This window comes from Proteiniphilum sp., assembly GCF_034927365.1.
Lineage (GTDB): Bacteria > Bacteroidota > Bacteroidia > Bacteroidales > Dysgonomonadaceae > Proteiniphilum.
This window is the reverse complement of sequence record NZ_JAYFQD010000005.1, coordinates 232163-252599: the sequence shown is the minus strand read 5'-3', so window position 1 is coordinate 252599 and position 20437 is coordinate 232163. Positions and strand designations below refer to the sequence as shown.

The window sequence follows — 20437 nt, the reverse complement described above, 5'->3', positions numbered from 1 at the left end:
TCTTCGATTTGATGATTTACTAATGTGATAATGTGATGATTTTTTCTACCTCTTCTTTATCATCAAAATGGTGTTTCACGCCTTTTATTTCCTGATAATCCTCATGGCCTTTGCCGGCGATTAGAATCACATCTCCCGGTTGCGCCAATGCACAAGCCGTTTTGATAGCTTCCCGACGGTCGATAATAGTAAGCGTATTGCTTTTCTCTTCTTCTGTAAGCCCTTCAAGCATATCCCGAAGAATCTCTTCCGGCTCTTCAAACCGGGGATTATCGGAAGTAAATACGGCTTTATCGCTGAATTGTACTGCTTCACGCGCCATAATCGGCCGTTTGGTCCTGTCGCGGTTACCTCCGCATCCCACCACAGTAATGATCCGCCCTTTCTTGTTCAGCACGCCATCAATCGCACTCAGCACATTGGACAGCGCATCGGGAGTATGGGCGTAATCCACGATAACCGTATAGTTTTTTTGTGAACGTAGCGTTTGAAACCTTCCGGCAACCGGCCTTAACAAAGAAAGTGTACGAAGCAGTTCCTCCTCTTCGAGACCGAGCAGCCTGCCCGCTCCATATACAGCCAGCAGGTTATAGACATTGAAAGTACCCACAAACTGAACAGTGAGTTCTTTCCCGTTGATCTCTATATCGGTACCATCGAAATGTTTCTCGAAAATACGGGCTTTGAAATCGGCCATCCCTCTCACAGAATAGGTGTATCGGGTAGCCTTTGTATTCTGTAACATAATCGGCCCATTCTTGTCATCAATATTGGTCAATGCAAATGCGTCGCCCGGGAGGTCATCAAAGAATACCTTTTTCACATTACGGTATTCCAGCATATTCTTGTGGTAATCGAGATGATCCTGAGTGAGGTTGGTGAAAATTCCACCTGCAAACCGGAGTCCATACACCCGCTTCTGGTGGATGGCATGTGAACTTACCTCCATAAAGGCATATTCGCAACCGGCATCTACCATCTTACGCAAGTAAGTATTGAGCATGATGGGGTCGAGTGTGGTATGTGTCGTTGGATATCGTTCTCCATTCACATAATTGGCCACCGTGGACAGTAATCCGGATGGATAACCCAGATGACGGAAAGAATCATACAGCAATGTGGCAACAGTGGTCTTTCCGTTTGTACCGGTAACTCCCACCAATTTCAGCAATGACGACGGATTGCCATAAAAAGCCGAAGCAATCTGTGCCAATGCCACCCCACTCTCTTTTACCTGCACATAGGTAACACGGGAGAAATATTCCTCGATCATCGGTTTATCATATACCACCGCGATTGCTCCCTGTTCTATTGCCTTACCGATATAAGCATGTCCATCGGTAAAAATCCCTTCAACCGCGATAAAAAGGGAACCCGCCGTCACCATACGCGAATCGGACGTGATAGATACCGCCTCCGACTCGCTGTTACCACGAATGGTAACCACTTCACATGCTTCGATTAATTTACGTAAAATCATTCTTTCAGATTTTTAGATACAAGAATCAAGACTTTTACCCATTGGCATATTATTCATTACTTGTTCCGATTTATCGGGATTAGCACATCCACAAATCAGCTCTATCTCATCGTAAGGGTGACTGTAGTCCCTCTCACGAGTTTCTGTCCGGGAGAGAGCGACTGTGACACCACCTTGCCTGCTCCGATCAGATTAACTCTCAAACCCGATTTCTCCAACAGATAGATTGCATCACGAGCACCCATTCCCCGCACGTCGGGAATAAGAGAGTTGTTCAATTCTAGTGGTTCTGACTTGTACGACACACTGTCCATCTTCATCTTCACCCAATCCGTTGCTTTAGCCGGTCCTTCTGCGGGAAAATTCAACGCGTTCAACAGCGACCTGTTTCGATTCCAATTACCGTTTTTCAACACCGGTTGTTTATGCAATGTAGAATCTATCTTACAGTCTTCTACATCTAATCTCACTTTTCTTAGGTAGGTCTGTTCCGCTATATTTTTAAAGACCATTCCTGCCATTCCACCTCCGGAAGGTGAACCCTTCGGTTTCCTTAGGCCCACGAAAATGGTGTACATAGGCTCTTCTGCCGGGAAATAGCCGCAGAATGAAACGTAATAATCCTGATAACCGCCTCTGGATGCAATCCCTGCTGTCCCTGTCTTTCCGGCTATAGTGAAGTAATCGGATGCCACCACTTTGGCGGTCCCACTCGTCACCACTTTTACCAGCATCTGCTGTATCAGTTCCAGGGTAGTGTCCTTACACATTTTAGGGTTTACCACCTCCGCTTCCACATTCTTCACCATTTTGCCTTTTTCAAAGAATTGCTTGGCGATAAAGGGCTTTATCATTGTCCCTCCGTTCGCAATTCCATTATAGAACATCAACATATAGATGGGTGGTATCTGTGTTTCGTATCCGAACGACATCCAGGGGAGGGTGGTCTTGGACCAATAATTATTTTTATCATTTGGAAAACGAATGGAAGAAGTTCCTTCTATCCCACTCAGAGGCACATCCCATGTAAGTCGTTTTCGCAAACCGATGCGGTCTATCCCCTCTATGTATTTTGTAGGATTGTTTTCATATCCCTTCAACACGATTTTACTCATCACTACATTCGACGAAACAGCAATCCCTTGGTTTACATTCATATAACCCCTATCCTGTCCTCTACGCCAATAATGATCCCTCACCCATTTCCCTTTATACTGAAAAAGGCCATTCCCTACAAAAAACGAGTCAGTAGGAGTAATCACTCCGTCATCAAGTGCTACCATCGCTGTCACCGTCTTAAAGGTAGAACCGGGTTCATTCATATAGGAGAACGCGTTGGGATTGCCTTCAGCGTAATTTCCATTACTCATCCGGTCGAGATTGACAATCCCTTTTATCTCACCGTTCTTCACTTCCATGATAATGGCTGTACCCGACTCGGCATCAGTCTCTATCAATTTAGCCCGTAGGGAACGTTCAGTGATATCCTGTATATCGGCATCAATAGTAGTGATGATATCCCACCCCTCTTCGGCAGGCTTCTCCACCACATCCATCCATCGCCCTTGTATCTTCTGGCGGAACTTCACCCCCGGTACTCCCCTGAGCAACGAGTCGTACTTCAGCTCCAGACCACTGGCACCTCCTTTTTCAATATCTTTATAGACGCTGCCGACTGTACGGTTGGCCAAATTGCCGAAAGGTCTCTTTCGGGCATTCCGTTCTTCAGCGATCAGCCCACTGCGATTAGAGCGTTGATTTAAAAAAGGATAGGTGCGGAGTTCTTTTAGGTCGACATAAGAAATATCCTTACGCAGTATCTTTACATAGCGGGACCGGAGCGGGACCTTCTTGTCAATCCCTTTCTCCTGATTCTCCTTAATCTGTCTCTCCTCCTTTTCACGCATCTCCCATCCACCCATGATCAGATTCTTATATTGGGCAGCGGTCCTGTCAGGAAATTTCTTCGCCAGCGCCACCGACAAGTCACCCACATATTTGGTCAGTGTATCTTTCTCCATTCCACCCGCCCAGAAATCCATATAGATATTGTACAGCGGTTCAGTAGTAGCCAACAATTTGCCGTCATGGGTATAAATATTACCTCTTTTGGGCAGGATCACACGATCCCTGATCACCGTCTCTTTTTCACCTACCTCACGCCATTTTTTACCTTCGGCAGTAAACACGATCTTGCCGGCAGAAAAAATGACCATCACGGCAAACAGCATCAAAAAGGCAACGATAAACCCATATCTGCCCAAAATAGCCTGTTTGTTGTTCCGATTCTTTTTCATTTTCCCTAAGACGATCTATTCATTTATCGATATAATAGACTGGTTCATTGGTCACTTTCAACTCCAGACCCGCCTCCTCAATACGCCGCTCAATCTCACCCTGCCTGCTCGCTTCAGTCAGACTCGAAGAGATGGTGAGCGACTCATATCTTGCATCCCGTAGTTCCTGCTGCAACTTCTCAATCTCGGCCATCTGCTGGAGCACTTTATACCGATGACTGATAAACAGAAACATTACCAGCACGATAGCAATGACAAATCTCATGTTTTTGAGGAAGAAATCCTCAGTGAGGACACTCCCCCCAAAAACACGGACAAACGATTTGCGTATGTTATCGAACTTCAGTTTCATCTATATTGATTTGTAGATTTACAGATATGCTGATTAATCATCAAATCAGTAAATCATCACATTAATTATCTCTTTTCCGCGATACGCAACTTGGCGCTCCTTGAACGCGGATTTCGTTGCTGCTCCGCTTCGGAGGGAACAATCACCTTACGGGTTATTACCGTGAATGGAGTTTCTACATTCCCGTAAAAATCTTTGATCAGCTCTCCTTCGAAGTTACCCGTCTTGAAAAAATTCTTCACCAAACGGTCTTCCAGCGAATGATAAGAGATCACACAAAGACGCCCACCGGGCTTCAGTACTCGCAAAGACTGTAAAAGCATCTCTTTCAGCGACTCCATCTCGCCATTCACTTCAATACGAAGCGCCTGAAAGGCTTGTGCCAACGTTTTTTTCTCTTTTTCCCTACGGGTAAAGGGTTCTAAGATCGCAAGCAAATCATCAGTTTCCCTGATTTGTTGGGTCTGACGGTATCGTACTACGGCTGAAGCTATCTGTCGGGCATTCCTCAATTCGCCATACCGGAAAAAAAGTTCGGACAACTGCCCCTCCTCATAGTCATTGAGAACATCAGAAGCCTTCTTTTGAGCATTGCGATTCATACGCATGTCCAGCTCTCCCGGGAAACGAAATGAAAAGCCGCGTTCGGAAATATCAAAATGATGAGATGATACCCCCAAATCAGCAAGAATACCATCCACCGCCTCCACACCCTGATATCGAAGAAAATTCTTCAGGAAGCGAAAATTGCCATGCACAAAAGTAAAACGGGGGTCGGAAGTAATATTCCCGGCAGCATCTTCATCCTGATCGAACGCGATGAGCCGCCCCTCTTCGCCTAACCTCCTCAGTATCTCCCGGGAATGCCCTCCTCCCCCGAAAGTAACGTCGATATAGACACCATGGGGACAGATACTCAGCCCGTCGACGCTCTCGTCAAGCAACGCCGGCGTATGATATACCGCATCATGCTGTCCGTCATGTAAAGCCATATTGTTATTCTCTAAAACCCGACTATCCTCAAGAAATAGTCCTACTCCATTAATTGCTGTAATTTCGAAGAAAACTCGTCGGGATCAACCAACGGTTTTTCCAATTTTTCTTTCGCCCAAATCTCGATGGTTTCATCCACCCCCAGAAAACGAACATCAGATTCAATAGAAATCATCTGCAGATAACGCCTGGGAATAAGCACACGACCGTTTGCATCCATCTCAAGCCTTTCCGCATCCAGTACAAACTGGCGAAAAATCTGCTGCTGCTCTTTATTCCATTTATTCAACCGGCCTCGAAGCATCCCGACCTCTTTCTCCCATACGCTACCAGGATAAAGCACAAGACAATCCTGAAAAATATCCTTACGAAGTACAAGAAATTCTTCACCTTCGCTTTGCAAGCGCTTGCGAAAAATCGCCGGTACAAAGATCCTACCCTTTGCATCAGCTTTTGCTTCCATATTTCCCAAAAATTGCAGCATCTTTTTTACTTATAACGCTGTAAAAGTACAAAATAATCCACTTTCCCCCACAATTCCACACAAAAAATTATAAAAAAGTTTTCAACAGCCTAAAACTATTAATTAATATTCTATATATCATTATTTTAATAGCATTATTAAAGTGGGGAATCCCGCCCTAATATTCCTAAAATATTCACCACTTCTATCTATGAAGAATATTTTTTCGACGATCATTCTCATTTTTCCACTATTTTTGTACATTTGCGGCTAAATAGAAAGAGAGGACGGTGTAATGGATCACAATGCGTTTAGGGTTGATATTGACCATATTTTAAGAGATAAATCACCCAAATATTACAATAAAATTCCGAAATTTCTGATTAACTACCTCAAACGGACTCTCCACCAGGATGATATCAACGGCATACTGGAACGAAATCAGGGGTTTGAGGGAGTCTCCTTTATGCGTGCCCTCATTGAAAAGGAATTCAAACTGAGTCTTGAAACGAAAGGGGAAGAGAATATCCCTGAAGAGGGAAGATTTATTTTTGCATCCAACCATCCGCTGGGGGGGCTTGATGGTATTTGTCTTTCCGCCATCTTAGGTGAGAGATACAACGGAAAAATTCAATATCTGGTCAATGACGTGCTTTATTATATCGATCCGTTGAAACCCATCTTTGTTCCAATCAACAAATATGGGTCACAGGCTAAAGATTCGGCACGGGCAATCAACGAGGCTTATGCATCCGACAACCAAATGATTACCTTTCCCGCAGGATTATGTTCCAGAAAGCAAAAGGGAGAGGTTAAGGATACGGAGTGGATGAAAAGTTTCATCATCAAAGCAATTGAGTATGAAAGGGATATCATTCCGGTTCATTTTGCAGGTCGGAATTCCAATTTCTTCTACAACTTTGCCAATCTCCGCAAGGTATCAGGAATAAAATTCAATTTAGAACTGATCTACCTGCCGGATGAAATGTTCAAAAACAGCGGTCAATCATTCACCATCACCTTTGGCCCCCCTATCTCCCGGCAAACGTTCGACAAATCCAGGACTCCGGCCGAGTGGGCACAATATGTAAAAGAAGTGGTTTACTCAATGGGTTAACAACAGTACGCCGAAACAATTAAAAAGAAAAAGTTATGGAGAAGATCATAGATCCTATCGATAAAAATCTGATAAAAAGTGAACTGACCGTTCAAAAGCGGGTCAGGACAACCAATAAGGCCAATAATGAGATTTACGTATTTACTGCGCACGACTCACCCAACCTGATGAAAGAAGTAGGCCGGTTACGCGAGATCGCCTTTCGCCATTATGGTGGAGGGACAGGGCTGGAAGCCGATATAGATCAATACGATATAATGGATGTGCCTTATCGCCAGCTGATCGTATGGGATCCCGAGAATGAGGAAATATTGGGTGGATACCGGTTTATCTGCGGTTCGGATGTGAAATTCGACGAACAAAGCCGGCCTATGCTCGCTACAGCCCATCTCTACAGCTTTTCAGAGCAATTTTTATCGGAATATCTACCATACACAGTAGAACTGGGACGATCATTCGTCTCACTCGAATACCAATCCACATTGATGGGAAGGAAAGGCATCTTCGCTCTCGACAACCTATGGGACGGGCTGGGTGCACTCTCCGTCATTGACCCGGGGATCAGATACTTTTTTGGGAAAGTGACCATGTACGGCACCTACAATAAGGATGCCCGCAATATGATCCTCTATTTTCTTCACAAGCATTTTCCCGACACAGAAAATCTGGTAACACCGATCGATCCACTCAGGACCGGTACCGATATTGATCAGATGAAACAACTCTTCACTGGAAAAAAATTCAATGAAGATTACAGGATATTGAATAAGGAAGTGCGTGTACTTGGCTATAATATTCCACCCCTGATCAATGCTTATATGAGTTTGTCACCTACCATGCGTTTTTTTGGCACCGCCATTAACGATGAGTTTGGTGACGTGGAAGAATCGGGTATTCTTATCGAGATCGAGCAGATCCTGGAGGAAAAACGGGCCCGTCACATCGAGTCGTACTTAAAAAGTAATCCCAGCAAACGGTTTCTCCTGATGCTCAGAAAGAGAATCGCAGGCAGTACGGGAAAACGGAAAGTAGTGCTTCCCAAACTGAAACGGTGATTTTGTCTCTCAGGAATGGGGTGATTTCAATGTCAACGAGTCAGGAGCCTGCTCCGCCACGATTAATTGCCCCATCTGTAAACTGTCTAACTGTAACAGCATCCTCTCCTGCACAACCCGGAAGCTATCCATCCATTCAGATCTGACCGGCTCGCAAGGAGGCGATTCGATGGTAACAGGATTAATCGGCTGATTATTCTTATGTACACGGAAATCGAGATGGGGACCGGTAGACAGACCTGTCGAGCCCACGTATGCGATTACCTCCCCCTGTTTCACATGACGCCCTTTCTCAATCCCTTTTGCAAATCGGCTCAAATGCATGTAAGTAGTCGTATAGGAACTATTGTGTTTTATCTTCAGGAAATTCCCTGCTCCGCCACCCTGAAATCCTTTTTCGACGACCATCCCGTCGCCAATTGTCTTGACAGGCGTCCCTACCGGAGCAGCATAATCTACGCCATGATGCGGCCGATGACGCTTCAGGATGGGATGATAACGGGAATTGGAGAATTTTGAGGTAATACGGATAAAATCAAGTGGTGCTTTTAAAAAGGCCTTTCGCAGACTATTGCCTTCCTCATCAAAGAATTCCCTGACAGAGTCCTGTTGAAATGGGATAGCATAATATGACTTACCCTGATGAGTGAAAACAGCCCCTTCAATAGAGGATATTCCTATCATAGTGGTATCATCGATATATGCTACATCATACATCAATCGGAACGAATCATCCTTTTTGACATCAAAGAAATCAATTTGCCAGGCATATACATCTGATAGTTTAAGTGCCAACATAGCGGGTGCGCCGGTCTCAATGATCGCGTTCCACATGCAGGAATTGATTGTCCCTTCAGCATATTCGCGTTTTAGGGTCACAGGTTTTATATATTCATATACTTTTATCGTATCCGCCGTCAAATCCACCACAGTATAATCGGTACGTGACTTTTCAAAAACCATGTATCTCACGTCCTGCCCGGGACCGGTAATTGTTGCATAAGAATTTCCAACCTGTAACCGTGAAGGAGGATAAAAAGGAGAGATGGCTTCTATGATCTTCCCGCCCTCGGCTGGTGTAAATCCGAGATTGCCCAGTATAGAAGCGAGATACTGCCCCTGTCCGATCTCGTAGTGTATCACCTCGAGAGAATCGACACATATTCCATACTCATACACACAATCTTTTTCTTCCGGTTCTACCTGATCAACCGGTTGTTCTTCTTTTTTTAATCCGCATGAAACAATGGTCATTATCAGGAACAAATAGATAATAGAATGAATCGTTCGTTTTCCTTTTGTTTTACACATAACTGATTGCATTTACAACTTCCCCGGTTCCAGAACAGGCCTGAAAAACAGATAACAGATTGATATCCTCACAAAAACAGCCTGCATTACACGCTTTTCGGATACCGGGAGGCAGAATGGATCCGACTAAGATAATCTGACTACAAAGATGCACAAAAATACGCGCAAAGATGCACAAAAATTTAAAACTTATATTAACTTTGTACTAATAACAGCGTTAAAATCACAGTCAGGTAACAGGTATACCGACTTTTTCAACATAAATCAATTTAACAAAAAAATATCATCTTATGAAATCGATCGCGATTATTTACGGTTCCAGTACCGAACACACCAAGAATGCAGCAGAAAAGATGGCTGAGTTGCTGGCAGATTACTCCCCTACCCTTTCAGATATCTATGATGGCGATGAGACGCCTTTTCTCACACATGATGTGCTGATCATGGGCGTATCGACCTGGGGTGTACAAGATTTGCAGGATGATTGGAATGATTTCTATCCTAAATTAGAGAAACTGGATCTGACGGGAAAGACAGTAGCCCTTTTCGGATTAGGCGATGCATCCATCTATCCAAGCTCATATGTCGATGCCATGGGGATATTGTATGAAATTGTGATCCAGAAAGGAGCGACCGTCATCGGGGAAGTTTCACCCGAGGGATACGACTTTGAATATTCCAGGGCGTTGAAAGAGGGTAAATTTGTCGGGTTACCGCTGGATGACGATTACGAACCTGAACTGACAGAAGAACGTATTATTAACTGGTTAGAGACATTGAAGCCCTATTTTGAATAGCTCCTTATGTTATCTCTTATTTAATAATCAAACTCACTGCTATGGCCGAAGACAAGAAATGCACGCTTCAGGTCCAATCAGAAACCGGAAGACTCGACGCTGTACTGGTTCATTATCCCGGTGCTGAAGTAGAAAATATGACTCCTCGTCATGCACAAAGGGCTTTATACAGTGACATCCTGAATCTTTCCATTGCCCGCAAGGAATACGATCAGTTACTGGCGGTATTGAAAAAGACATCAGATGTGTACGAAGTATCGGATCTGCTGACAACGGTGCTGGAGCATGAAAATCTGAAGAACGACCTGATTCAAAAAATATGTCATACGGAAGAGGCAACAGAGTATATTAATTACCTGATGAATCTTCCTGCCGGTGATCTCGGGAAGGCACTTATCGAGGGACTTCCTTTACAAGTCAATACGCTCACCGATTTCCTACGGGAAGAGTACTATGCCCTGAAACCGCTCTATAACTACTATTTCACGCGTGACCCGTCGGCTGTGATAGGTAACAGCGCATTGGTATGTAAAATGGCCAACAGTGTCAGGGTGAGGGAGTCGCTGATTATGGATGCTATTTTCAAGAGCGGTCTCTTTTTCAATGGTAATGTGGTGAACAGTTATGATCTATCGCTAAACAACCCTTCTGTAAAAATGGAGGGCGGTGATATCCTGGTAGTCAGAGACGATATTCTCCTGATTGGGAATGGGATGAGAACGAGCACACAGGGTATAGATCTATTAGTCAGTGAGTTTTGCAAAACCGGTTCAGGGAAAAGGCACGTTATCGTACAGCAACTGCCCGAATCGCCCGAATCGTTTATCCACCTCGATATGGTCTTCACCATGCTCGACCATGACAAGGCAATGGTATATAAACCGTTGATCATGAATGATTCGCCCTACCAGACCGTACACATGCAAATAGATAACGGCAAGGTGACAAAGATCTCTTCAGCAAGCGGTATCCTAAGCCTCCTGCGAAAATTGGGAATTGACCTGACTCCGATTGTATGTGGAGGCAAAGCGGACGATTGGGACCAGGAACGCGAACAATGGCACAGTGGCGCTAACTTCTTAGCCCTTGCACCCGGCAAAGTGATCTCCTATGCACGAAACATCCATACATTAGAAGAATTGAGCAAAAACGGGTTTGAAGTAGTGAAAGCTGCCGATTTTATCAGCGGTCAATGGGATATTACTTCCATAGGCAATTGTGTGATTACCCTTGAAGGTTCGGAACTCCCACGCGGAGGAGGTGGTCCACGATGTATGACAATGCCGCTACGTCGCTCTTAATCACAGGATTTCTTTTATTTCGGCCAGTGTCTTTACAGTGTAAGTAGGTTCAAAACCATCCGGTGCAATCCCTTCCGGGTTAAACCATATTTGTGCGATGCGGCTTCGATGTGCACCAACGATATCAGCATCCCAACTATCGCCGATCATCACTGTCTGATCACGTCGCGAATTAGTATTCTTCAATGCATAGGTAAATATATCGGGATGAGGTTTATTGATCGCCGCATCCTCCGAAAGGATAACCTTGTCAAAATAAGGTTTCAACCCCGAGTTTTCGATTTTTTTGAACTGCACCTCCCTGAATCCATTGGAAAGGATATGCATTCTGTATTTGGATTTCAGATAATCCAACAGGTCGAGTGTACCCTCTATCAATCGAGTCTTATAGGTTGTCCTCTCCAAAAAATCGTCGCTTAATCTCTTTGCATATTCGGGATTATCAATCCCGAACACCCTGACAGGCGCCAGAAAACGCTCCACGATAAGTTCTTCCTTCGTAATTTCCCCCTGTCTGTACAAACCCCACAGATGATGGTTGCCGGGCATATACACATTATAATATGCTTCGAATGTGGGGTAGAACTTCTCATACCCATAGTCCTGATAAATTTCCTCTAAACACTCTTTACCGTTTTTATGAATATCCCAGAGGGTATCATCGAGATCAATAAAAAGATTCTTATATTGCATCAGTAAAAATCACGGAGTGGTTTAAGGCCACTCCGCAACATAATTTTTTTTGTGTAACATTATCAACTTACCCATCACTTCACCTCAATGATAAGATACTTGGTGAGACTCCAGAAACGTTGGGTGTCTGTGATCTGGAAAGTAAGATTTCCATCGCTACCTTTTACAAACTCATAAGTACCTTCGGGATGTGTAGACCAAAGCTTCCCTTTGGATGTGTACAACGGGATTTCCGTCACCTCACGAATATCAATCTTGAGAAAATAATCCTTATTGAATGTATCCTGCAAGACACGTGTCTGTTGTAAAAATCCACCGGAAAGGATCTTCTGGTCTTTTAACTCGGCAGCCGTACCAAAGACATAGTAAGCGGTATTCAACGACCGGTCCTGCTCCCTGATCCTGGCTGATTGCTCTTCAGCTTCACCAGCCAGGGAAGCGATATCCTGCGAAAGCTGGGTGATCTGTTCATCCTTTCGTGCCAGTTCGGCCTGCAATTCCACCAGACGCGATGAACTCTCCCGCATCTCATTATTCAACCGGTTAATCGTATTTTTCAGAGAAACAATCTCTTTACTGCTTCCACTGTATTTCTTGTTCAATTCGTCCAACTGAACCTTATTACGTTGCAGTATCTCATTGATCATCTTAAAATTATCATTCACCCTATCCCTTATGGCCGGGGTTAATTCGCCTGCTTCGGACGATTGAGTAGAGATATATTTCTCAGCCTCCCTTATCTTTGCAAAATTTTCTTCTACCTCGCTGATGACAGCCATCATCTCCGCAGTTTCGGCTGCAGCTCCACCAGACTGTAACAATAATGAATCGCGTTGAGCCTGAAGCTCTTTATATTCCTTCGATTCTTTTACATTCGTACATGAGACTATAAGTCCAATGACAAAAAAAAGTATTCCAATTTTCTTCATATGATTTTCTCTTTTCTATTTAACGATTGACACTATAAAATAGTTTGATTATAGTTTTTACCTTCCGGCTACAATAATAACAAATTCTCCCCTCGGTTCTTTTTCAGTAAAATGGGAAATCAGTTCCCCAAGAGTTCCTCTTACCGTTTCTGCATAGACTTTCGATATCTCTCTCGACACCGAAGCCTCTCTATTATCACCTAGATTCTCCGCAAGTTGAGAAAGCGTCTTCACTACGCGATAGGGAGATTCATAAAAAATCATGGTCCGGCTTTCTTCTGCCAGTTGCTTCAGCCGTGTCTGCCTTCCTTTCTTCTGCGGTAAGAAACCTTCAAAACAAAAACGATCGGAAGGTAAACCCGACTCTACGAGAGCAGGTACAAAAGCAGTCGCTCCCGGGAGACACTCCACCTCGACATCTTCCTGCACACAAGCCCGCACGAGCAGGAAACCGGGATCGGAAATCGAGGGCGTACCGGCGTCAGAGATCAAAGCAATGCAATCACCTGCTTTTATTCGTTCTACCACATGCGTCACCGCCCGGTGCTCATTGAATTTATGATGGGATTGCATTCGCGTTTCTATACCGAAATGCTTCAACAGTACTCCACTGGTACGAGTATCTTCTGCCAGAATCAGATCACATTCATTTAATATCCTGATCGCTCTCAGCGTCATATCCTCCAGATTCCCGATAGGTGTGGGTACCACATACAGCTTTCCTACACTCTCTGCTTTCCCGCTCACTCAAACCCTTTTTTAATAACCAGAAGAAACTCCTTCACTGCCTCATTCTCGAAATTCCAATTCTGTTCACTCCTCAAATAATTTTCAATTTCCTCAAAACTACCAAGGGTGTTCAACTTTTCCATCACACTATTCATCTCCGCCCGGTTGTTATTGAACAATTCCCTCTGGAATAAGAAACGGTCGTTGAGACTGATCCTTCTCCTCAGGTCCAATAGGGCGGGAGGTGCCTGAATAATATCGTTCAAAGAGCGGGCCACGGATTTCTCGTGTCCATTCTTTTCCAGATGAACGCCTGCGGTCGTGGCAGGTGAAGTTACAACCTCACTGATTCTCGGATCCCTGTATTCAGGAAGAATTATTCTTTCTGTAACAGAGACCTTTTCCTCTACCTTAAAAATCCCTTTCACTTCTATAGAAGAGGGCTCCGGCAAATCTGAATGATCTGATTTTTCTGATGAGTCGGATAGATGATCAGATTGATGCGGAGGATCAGGCTGAACAGGCAGATCCAAAGAGTCAGATTCGGTGGGTTGGTCACTATAAACCGGTTTTTCCGAATGTTCCGGCTCTTTGACGGCGTTGCTTCGCACGTCGGATTCCGACAGGAATTTCACCAACCGTTCCATTTGTTCCTTCATCTCTCCAATCTGCATCAGTTCCAGTTCGTGGAGCGACCGTGAAATCTTCTCTATCCGGTCGAAGGAAGCGCTGAAAAATGAAAAAGGCAACGTATCGCTTTCCTTGACGGAGAGGATGCGCTCTTCCAATAATTTCAGATCGCTCAAAAGCTGATCAATGTATTCATTTCTTTTTTTCGACATTTGATATCCTTTCTCCGATGATTTCCATTACAGGCACATATTCAATGATGTTCCGGTTTTTATATGACTTACAAAAGTAATCATTATTTGGAAAGCTCCACAAAATCATCCGGCAAATTCACAAGAAATAACTTCCGGGAACTACGGGTAACAGAGGTATATAGCCAACGATAGAAGTTCTCTCCCATATAAGACTTCTGGATATATCCCAGATCGAGGAATACATTCTTCCACTCCCCGCCCTGCGCCTTATGACAGGTAACCGCATATCCGTACTTTACCTGCAAGGCATTAAACCAGGGATTGGCCTTTACTTTCCTATATTTTTCCCGTTTGCGGGTGATATCGGCATAATCCTCCATCACATTGAAAAAAAGCTGATCACTTTGCTCTCTCGTCAATCCCGGGACTTCGGTATGCAATACATCCAAAATAATCTTCGCCTCAAACTCGATTTCATAGTCGCGATGATACAACAACACATTGCAGAACCTGAAACCATACATCTCCTCTTCCCCTCTCACACGCAACACCTCCACAAATTCACCGTTAGCCAGAAAATCAAGATTCTCATAATTCTCTACCCAGAAATAGTTATTTTTTGTGATCATGAGAATATCTCCCATGGATATCTCCTCCTCACGATACAACACCCTGTTCCTGATTCCATTATTATAGGCATTTACCCGTTTATTGGAACGGGAAATAACGATAGTCTCCTCTATTCCTTCACGACTGTATGCTTCAGATATCTCTTCGATCAGTTCTGTCCCCGTAATGCATTTCACATCTGCAAAGCTATTCACTTTCAACTTCGGATACTCATCCATCTTTTGAGATCTCAAGGCATTCCTCAACCGGGTAGCATTGTAGAGAATACCCGACTCTTCTTCCTGGCGCACGATCTGGGTTAAGGTCGCCTCCATCACCTGCAGAGAGTAGGAACGGAGTATATCTTTATCGAGTGCCGGGCTATTATCCTGTTTTACAGGGGGTAACTGAGCGCTGTCGCCCACAAACAGGATTTTACATCCCTGGGAAGAATAGACATATTCTATCAGGTCGTCCAACAAACGACCAGAGCCGAAAATAGAAAAATCAGACGACTCATTACTGATCATCGATGCCTCATCCACAATAAAAAGCGTATGCTTATGCACATTTTCAATAAGAGAGAAGTGAGGTGATCCTTCGGCGAACTTTTGTTGACGATATATCTTCTTATGAATGGTAAAGGCTGACTGGTTTGCATAGCCGGAGAAAACTTTGGCAGCCCGGCCGGTAGGTGCCAGTAAAATGGTCTTTTGCCTGAATTCGGTCATCGTCTTCACTAGACTCCCGATAAGAGAGGATTTTCCTGTCCCCGCGTAACCTGTCAGCAAAAAGAGATGATCATCGATTCCTGAAAAAAGGAAATCGACAATCTTTTCCAGAGCCTTCTGCTGGTCATCTGTAAAGTTAAACGGGAAATTCCCCCTGATTTTCTCAATAAAAAAACCATTTACCATCTTTTTGGCAATTTTTGCCGTAAAAGTAGCACAATTATCATTGTTTTTCTAAATTTGTAGTCTAAAATCGGATCATCGAAATTAAAGCAATATAGACATTAAAAAAAGGAAAGGTCGATGAAAATTGTGATAAGGGTGCTTTTAACTATAGCTATTATTCTTTTGGCTTACGTTAGCTGGAGAAGCATCCAGGGACCAATTGATTTTAATACCGAAGTAGCAAAACGTGACCGGGCTGTTATCCAGCGGTTGGTGGATATCCGCACCGCACAGGTCGCATTACGCACCCAAACCGGTTCTTACACAGCCAGTTTTGACACGCTAACTCATTTCGTAAAAGAGGGAAGAATTCCAACGGTAGTAAAAGTTGGGGATCTCACCGAGGATCAGTTAGAAGCCGGCATGACAGAAGCGAAGGCTATGCAGATCATCCGTTCAGGCAGTGAAAAAGCTATCAAAGCGGCAGGTCTGTGGGATGAGACAAAAAATGGGCCTCAACTGGTGAGGGACTCTATCTTCTCTCCGGTGATTGATGTTTTGTATTCGAATCGACACAATTTCATCCCCGATTCTTTGCCATTCGTGCCTTATGGTAACGGTACAAAATTTGAGATGGGGGTCGATTGGCTAATTACGGCAGCGGGTTACCCCATTCAGGTATTTGAAGCAAAAACTCCCTATCTTGTCTATTTGGGAGACCTGAACCAAAAATTACTGAATCAGAAAATTCAGGAGATACTTGATCGTCCGGGGAATAGATATCCCGGAATGCAGGTAGGTTCACTGGATGTAGCTAACAATAATGCTGGCAACTGGGAATAAAAGCCTCCCGGTATGAATATATGTTTTTACCTGAAAATATAGATTTGGCATATTCGGAAAGATATAACTTATCCATTCGGCTGTCACCGAATGGGTTTTCTTTTTCTATCTCCTGTCCTGGTGATTCCTCTATTTTTCATTGTCAGGAAACCGGATTGGGAGGTAAACTCTCCTATTCGGATAACATTAAAAAACTAATTTTCGACCTCGGTTTTTTCAGTCACGCTTTCAACCAGGTAAGGGTTACAATCGTTTCTCCTTTCTACACGCTTATTCCCGATGCCTATTTTGAAAAGAAGCGGATGGAAGAGATCTTCCGATTCAATTTTCATGATACGAAGGGCATTATTCTCACCGATACAATCCCGGACAGTACACTGAAAACAATCTTCAATATGGATGAAGAAGTACATTCATTTCTTTCCCGGAGTTTGTGGAATCCAACATTCCAACATCACAGTTCCATTCTTACTTATCTGTTCAGATCATATGGTAATAATGGAAGCGGGAAATGCTGCTTCGTTGATTTTCATGACAAATATGTAACCATTATCTGCTTTTCGGGGAATAAGCTTCTCTCTACCAACACTTTTCTGGCCATCGACCCTCACGATGCAACCTATTTTATCGCGAGCATATGGGAAAAACTTAATTTCGACCAATCGATGGATCGTCTTTTCCTTTCCGGAGAGATCCAATCCCAAAAAACGACGGTCGACTTGCTTAGAAAACTGATCCGGAAAATGGAGCTGATAGAATTGAATCCGAGGGTGATCCTGACAGAAGAACAAAAGAAAATACTTCCCACAGATATATTGGCTGCCCTATGCGTATAATCGGAGGAAAATACAAGTCCAGAAGAATTCAGGTTCCATCAAATCTGAAAGCTCGTCCTACAACGGATTTTGCAAAAGAAGGCCTTTTCAACGTCCTCAACAATCTTCTGGATTGGGAAGAGACCACTGCTTTGGACCTCTTTTCCGGTACAGGGAGCATTGCCTTTGAGCTGATTTCGAGGGGTTGCAGTTATGTCGTAAGTGTAGAACAGAACCAGAATCATTTTAATTTTATATGCAAGGCACAGGAAAAACTTGGAGCGAAGGAGCTCTTTCCTGTAAAAGCAGATGTATTTAAATACCTGCACTCCATGAAGCAACAATTCGATTTTATCTTTGCCGATCCTCCATATGACCTGCCTGATGCGGCGAAAATTCCCGAGATCATCCTTGAAAAACAACTGGTCAAAGAGGGAGGATTCTTTGTCATGGAACATTCTAAAAACCATCACTTTTCACATCTCCCTCATTTCAAGGAAGAGCGAAAATACGGGAATGTACATTTCTCCTTTTTCGGGTTTTAACAGAGCTCCGACACTAACCCAACAGATTTTATTCTCGCGCTCCACAGTACATCTTAACGAAAATATACTATTTTTGTACCGCATTCTTACAAAACTGTATAAAATATGCGTAAAAAACAATTGAACACGATGAAGGTATTTCGTTTCAAACGATTCGCCCGTAAGTCGTATAGCATCTTCAACAGCCTTCACAAGGCAGTCACCATCGGCGTACTGTCGGGTTGTGCGTTGATAAGCGCTCATGCGGCTTCAGTGGAACCGGTAGAACGGATCTATACCGAAACATCCACAGATTCCATTCCTCCTACAGAGCTGGATGAGGTAGTGGTTACCGCTTCTAAAATTGATCTGCCATTGAACGTGGCAGCCAAGCAGGTAACCGTTATAACGAGACAGGAGATTGAACGGGCACCCGTTCGCAGTATTGAAGATCTTCTGAATTACGTGGCAGGCGTAGATATCCTGCAACGCGGGCCGCACGGCGTACAGGCGGACATCTCCCTTCGCGGCGGGTCATTCGACCAGACAGCCATCCTCCTCAACGGTGTAAACCTCACCAACCCTCACACAGGACATTATAGTTTTAACATTCCGGTCAATCTCTCCGATATCGAACGGATCGAGATCGTGCAGGGTCCATCATCATTGGTTTACGGAGCCAGCGCCTTTTCCGGCGGTGTGAATATTATCACCCGGAAAGACAGCGAATCGAACGGCTTCGCGAAACTGGAAGGGGGCATGCACGGGCTTTTCGGGGCTGAAGCAAGGGGTGCTTATAAGGCGGATAACTCGCTGCACACCTTGTCGGGGGGATATAAACACTCCGACGGGTATATACCGAACAGTGATTATAATATCGTCAATTTACTCTGGCAGAGCCGATTCAAGATAGAAGGAGCTCATCTTGATTTTCAGGCAGGGTTAAACGACAAAAAACAGGGAGCCAACACCTTTTACTCTGCCGCACACCCTAACCAATTCGACGACACCCGGGGTATTTTCGCATCGATTCGTGGTGAAACCGGTGAGAAACTGAAATTTATCCCGCGTATCTATTGGAGCAGGCACTATGACGAGTTCCAACTCTATCGGGATGGCACGCCTGATATACCCGCTACTTATAAAGGCCATAATTACCACCGGAGTGATGTCTTCGGGATGAATCTCAATATGCAATATATCTCGCGATGGGGTATCACCGGCTTTGGAGGAGAGTTCCGTAATGAAGGTATTCTGAGCAGTGGTCTGGGCAAACCGATGGAAGATACGATCGGTAAATATACCTATTCAGACAACCGTACCCATATCAACTATTTCCTGGAGCATAATTTTATTTTCGACCAATTTACCCTCTTGGTAGGTGGGTTACTGAACTACAATACGGCTGTGGTGAATAAATTCGATCTCTATCCTGCGCTCAACGCATCCTACAGGCCATCGGAATCACTGAGGTTGTATGCTTCTTGGAACAAAGCCACCCGTATGCCCACCTTCACCGATCTCTGGTATACAACCCAAACACATATTGGCAACAGTAATCTTGAAGCCGAAATGTCGGAGGCATTCGAAGCCGGGGTAAAATATATCCATCCTATTGTCAAGGGTGGCATATCCGCCTTCTACATCAAAGGGAGGAATATGATAGACTGGGTAAAATCGGTTCCTGAAGCAAAGTGGGAGTCAAGGAACCTCACGAAAATCAACACAAAGGGATTTGAAGCTACCTTGGGATTCAACCTGAAAGAATGGTTTGGTACCGGCCAGCCCTTCCGTTCTTTCGATATAGGATATATGTTCCTCGACCGGAACAGGGTAGAAGACAATCTGATATCGAATTATGTGATGAACAACCTCCGTCACAAATTTACGGCAGCACTGCATCACGATGTGGTAAAAAACCTTACCCTATCATGGAATTTCCGCTGGCAGGAAAGGGAGGGATCCTATGTACAGTATGTCAATTCCAAGGCGGGAGAACGGGTGAACTTTACCCCTTTCTCCCTTTTGGATGTAAAGGCTAGTTACAAATTTCCCCGCGTCGATCTCTTTGTCAACGCAAACAATATTTTCAACACCACCCATATCGATTTCGGCAACATCCCGCAACCTGGCTTCTGGTTATCAGGTGGTGCCAATATAAAATTTTAAGATAAAAATAAAATAAGAATGCACTGCTGTTACAGATGAATGAATAACTGGCTAGCTTAGTCCAGAATATTCACATCTGTAACAGCATTTTTTAATAAAACACTCTCTCAAAACATTTTCTTTTATTCTGAGCCTTTACTCCATATTCCCATACTGTTTGCATTATTTTGAAAGCAGAAATACAATATAGTTTCATATATTTGCAATATAATTTCGTCAAAAAACAATATAGTGGATAGA

19 protein-coding genes are annotated in these 20437 nt (G+C 44.0%); 8 read left to right on the top strand and 11 right to left on the bottom strand.

Annotated elements, in window-relative coordinates; translation table 11 throughout:
* Positions 1-19 precede the first annotated feature (19 nt).
* The 5 genes from VB073_RS03160 to VB073_RS03140 form a co-directional block, all read right to left on the bottom strand.
* On the bottom strand, positions 20-1480 hold the full coding sequence (locus VB073_RS03160) for a UDP-N-acetylmuramoyl-L-alanyl-D-glutamate--2,6-diaminopimelate ligase (RefSeq protein ID WP_323402692.1): 1461 nt from the start codon (positions 1478-1480) through the stop codon (positions 20-22).
* 101 nt (positions 1481-1581) lie between these two features.
* Entirely contained in the window at positions 1582-3777 is a 2196-nt protein-coding gene (locus VB073_RS03155; RefSeq protein ID WP_323402691.1) for a penicillin-binding protein, read from the bottom strand.
* A gap of 19 nt (positions 3778-3796) precedes the next feature.
* On the bottom strand, positions 3797-4129 hold the full coding sequence (locus VB073_RS03150) for an FtsL-like putative cell division protein (RefSeq protein WP_323402690.1): 333 nt from the start codon (positions 4127-4129) through the stop codon (positions 3797-3799).
* A gap of 65 nt (positions 4130-4194) precedes the next feature.
* Positions 4195-5121 (bottom strand): 16S rRNA (cytosine(1402)-N(4))-methyltransferase RsmH, encoded by a 927-nt coding sequence (gene rsmH, locus VB073_RS03145; protein ID WP_323402689.1) that lies wholly within the window; start codon positions 5119-5121, stop codon positions 4195-4197.
* Positions 5122-5162: 41 nt separating this feature from the next.
* A complete protein-coding gene (locus VB073_RS03140) occupies positions 5163-5606 on the bottom strand; it encodes a cell division/cell wall cluster transcriptional repressor MraZ (RefSeq protein ID WP_323402688.1) in 444 nt (147 codons plus the stop codon).
* Positions 5607-5880: 274 nt separating this feature from the next.
* Between VB073_RS03140 and VB073_RS03135 the strand changes: the two genes are divergently transcribed.
* Both VB073_RS03135 and VB073_RS03130 read left to right on the top strand, forming a co-directional pair.
* A complete protein-coding gene (locus VB073_RS03135) occupies positions 5881-6702 on the top strand; it encodes a 1-acyl-sn-glycerol-3-phosphate acyltransferase (protein ID WP_323402687.1) in 822 nt (273 codons plus the stop codon).
* Positions 6703-6737: 35 nt separating this feature from the next.
* Positions 6738-7757: a GNAT family N-acetyltransferase gene (locus tag VB073_RS03130; protein WP_323402686.1), complete on the top strand. Its 1020-nt coding sequence runs from the start codon at positions 6738-6740 to the stop codon at positions 7755-7757.
* 9 nt (positions 7758-7766) lie between these two features.
* Here VB073_RS03130 and VB073_RS03125 read toward each other — a convergent pair whose 3' ends face one another.
* Positions 7767-9068 carry a M23 family metallopeptidase gene (locus tag VB073_RS03125; protein ID WP_323402685.1) on the bottom strand — a complete coding sequence of 434 codons (1302 nt, stop codon included), beginning with the start codon at positions 9066-9068 and terminating at the stop codon, positions 7767-7769.
* A 290-nt stretch (positions 9069-9358) separates the two neighbouring features.
* Between VB073_RS03125 and VB073_RS03120 the strand changes: the two genes are divergently transcribed.
* Both VB073_RS03120 and VB073_RS03115 read left to right on the top strand, forming a co-directional pair.
* Positions 9359-9865, top strand: coding sequence for a flavodoxin (locus VB073_RS03120; RefSeq protein ID WP_323402684.1), 507 nt, complete (start codon positions 9359-9361; stop codon positions 9863-9865).
* Between the two features lie 41 nt (positions 9866-9906).
* The gene (locus tag VB073_RS03115) at positions 9907-11166 is read left to right on the top strand and encodes an arginine deiminase family protein (RefSeq protein WP_323402683.1); all 1260 of its coding nucleotides are present in this window, start codon (positions 9907-9909) and stop codon (positions 11164-11166) included.
* Here VB073_RS03115 and VB073_RS03110 read toward each other — a convergent pair whose 3' ends face one another.
* The 5 genes from VB073_RS03110 to VB073_RS03090 form a co-directional block, all read right to left on the bottom strand.
* Positions 11167-11859: a YjjG family noncanonical pyrimidine nucleotidase gene (locus VB073_RS03110; protein ID WP_323402682.1), complete on the bottom strand. Its 693-nt coding sequence runs from the start codon at positions 11857-11859 to the stop codon at positions 11167-11169.
* A 74-nt stretch (positions 11860-11933) separates the two neighbouring features.
* On the bottom strand, positions 11934-12788 hold the full coding sequence (locus VB073_RS03105) for a hypothetical protein (RefSeq protein WP_323402681.1): 855 nt from the start codon (positions 12786-12788) through the stop codon (positions 11934-11936).
* A 57-nt stretch (positions 12789-12845) separates the two neighbouring features.
* Positions 12846-13535 (bottom strand): 16S rRNA (cytidine(1402)-2'-O)-methyltransferase, encoded by a 690-nt coding sequence (gene rsmI / locus VB073_RS03100; RefSeq protein ID WP_323402680.1) that lies wholly within the window; start codon positions 13533-13535, stop codon positions 12846-12848.
* Positions 13532-14359 (bottom strand): hypothetical protein, encoded by an 828-nt coding sequence (locus VB073_RS03095; RefSeq protein ID WP_323402679.1) that lies wholly within the window; start codon positions 14357-14359, stop codon positions 13532-13534. The genes rsmI and VB073_RS03095 overlap by 4 nt, the downstream gene beginning before the upstream one ends.
* A gap of 83 nt (positions 14360-14442) precedes the next feature.
* The gene (locus tag VB073_RS03090; protein ID WP_323402678.1) at positions 14443-15867 is read right to left on the bottom strand and encodes an ATP-dependent DNA helicase; all 1425 of its coding nucleotides are present in this window, start codon (positions 15865-15867) and stop codon (positions 14443-14445) included.
* 117 nt (positions 15868-15984) lie between these two features.
* Between VB073_RS03090 and VB073_RS03085 the strand changes: the two genes are divergently transcribed.
* The 4 genes from VB073_RS03085 (at position 15985) to VB073_RS03070 (ending at position 20197) form a co-directional block, all read left to right on the top strand.
* On the top strand, positions 15985-16689 hold the full coding sequence (locus tag VB073_RS03085) for a hypothetical protein (protein WP_323402677.1): 705 nt from the start codon (positions 15985-15987) through the stop codon (positions 16687-16689).
* Between the two features lie 44 nt (positions 16690-16733).
* A complete protein-coding gene (locus tag VB073_RS03080) occupies positions 16734-17525 on the top strand; it encodes a DUF3822 family protein (RefSeq protein ID WP_323402676.1) in 792 nt (263 codons plus the stop codon).
* Positions 17516-18049: an RsmD family RNA methyltransferase gene (locus tag VB073_RS03075; RefSeq protein ID WP_323402675.1), complete on the top strand. Its 534-nt coding sequence runs from the start codon at positions 17516-17518 to the stop codon at positions 18047-18049. The genes VB073_RS03080 and VB073_RS03075 overlap by 10 nt, the downstream gene beginning before the upstream one ends.
* Before the next feature lie 105 nt (positions 18050-18154).
* Positions 18155-20197 carry a TonB-dependent receptor plug domain-containing protein gene (locus VB073_RS03070; RefSeq protein WP_323402674.1) on the top strand — a complete coding sequence of 681 codons (2043 nt, stop codon included), beginning with the start codon at positions 18155-18157 and terminating at the stop codon, positions 20195-20197.
* Positions 20198-20437 lie beyond the last annotated feature (240 nt).

Coding starts and splice junctions, on each gene's coding strand:
- VB073_RS03125 (WP_323402685.1), bottom strand. CDS start 9,068: ATGTGTAAAACAAAAGGAAAACGAACGATTCATTCTATTATCTATTTG.
- VB073_RS03150 (WP_323402690.1), bottom strand. CDS start 4,129: ATGAAACTGAAGTTCGATAACATACGCAAATCGTTTGTCCGTGTTTTT.
- VB073_RS03095 (WP_323402679.1), bottom strand. CDS start 14,359: ATGTCGAAAAAAAGAAATGAATACATTGATCAGCTTTTGAGCGATCTG.
- VB073_RS03070 (WP_323402674.1), top strand. CDS start 18,155: ATGCGTAAAAAACAATTGAACACGATGAAGGTATTTCGTTTCAAACGA.
- VB073_RS03110 (WP_323402682.1), bottom strand. CDS start 11,859: ATGCAATATAAGAATCTTTTTATTGATCTCGATGATACCCTCTGGGAT.
- VB073_RS03140 (WP_323402688.1), bottom strand. CDS start 5,606: ATGCTGCAATTTTTGGGAAATATGGAAGCAAAAGCTGATGCAAAGGGT.
- VB073_RS03115 (WP_323402683.1), top strand. CDS start 9,907: ATGGCCGAAGACAAGAAATGCACGCTTCAGGTCCAATCAGAAACCGGA.
- VB073_RS03090 (WP_323402678.1), bottom strand. CDS start 15,867: ATGGTAAATGGTTTTTTTATTGAGAAAATCAGGGGGAATTTCCCGTTT.
- VB073_RS03155 (WP_323402691.1), bottom strand. CDS start 3,777: ATGAAAAAGAATCGGAACAACAAACAGGCTATTTTGGGCAGATATGGG.
- VB073_RS03105 (WP_323402681.1), bottom strand. CDS start 12,788: ATGAAGAAAATTGGAATACTTTTTTTTGTCATTGGACTTATAGTCTCA.
- VB073_RS03120 (WP_323402684.1), top strand. CDS start 9,359: ATGAAATCGATCGCGATTATTTACGGTTCCAGTACCGAACACACCAAG.
- VB073_RS03160 (WP_323402692.1), bottom strand. CDS start 1,480: ATGATTTTACGTAAATTAATCGAAGCATGTGAAGTGGTTACCATTCGT.
- VB073_RS03135 (WP_323402687.1), top strand. CDS start 5,881: ATGGATCACAATGCGTTTAGGGTTGATATTGACCATATTTTAAGAGAT.
- VB073_RS03085 (WP_323402677.1), top strand. CDS start 15,985: ATGAAAATTGTGATAAGGGTGCTTTTAACTATAGCTATTATTCTTTTG.
- VB073_RS03130 (WP_323402686.1), top strand. CDS start 6,738: ATGGAGAAGATCATAGATCCTATCGATAAAAATCTGATAAAAAGTGAA.
- rsmH (WP_323402689.1), bottom strand. CDS start 5,121: ATGGCTTTACATGACGGACAGCATGATGCGGTATATCATACGCCGGCG.
- VB073_RS03075 (WP_323402675.1), top strand. CDS start 17,516: ATGCGTATAATCGGAGGAAAATACAAGTCCAGAAGAATTCAGGTTCCA.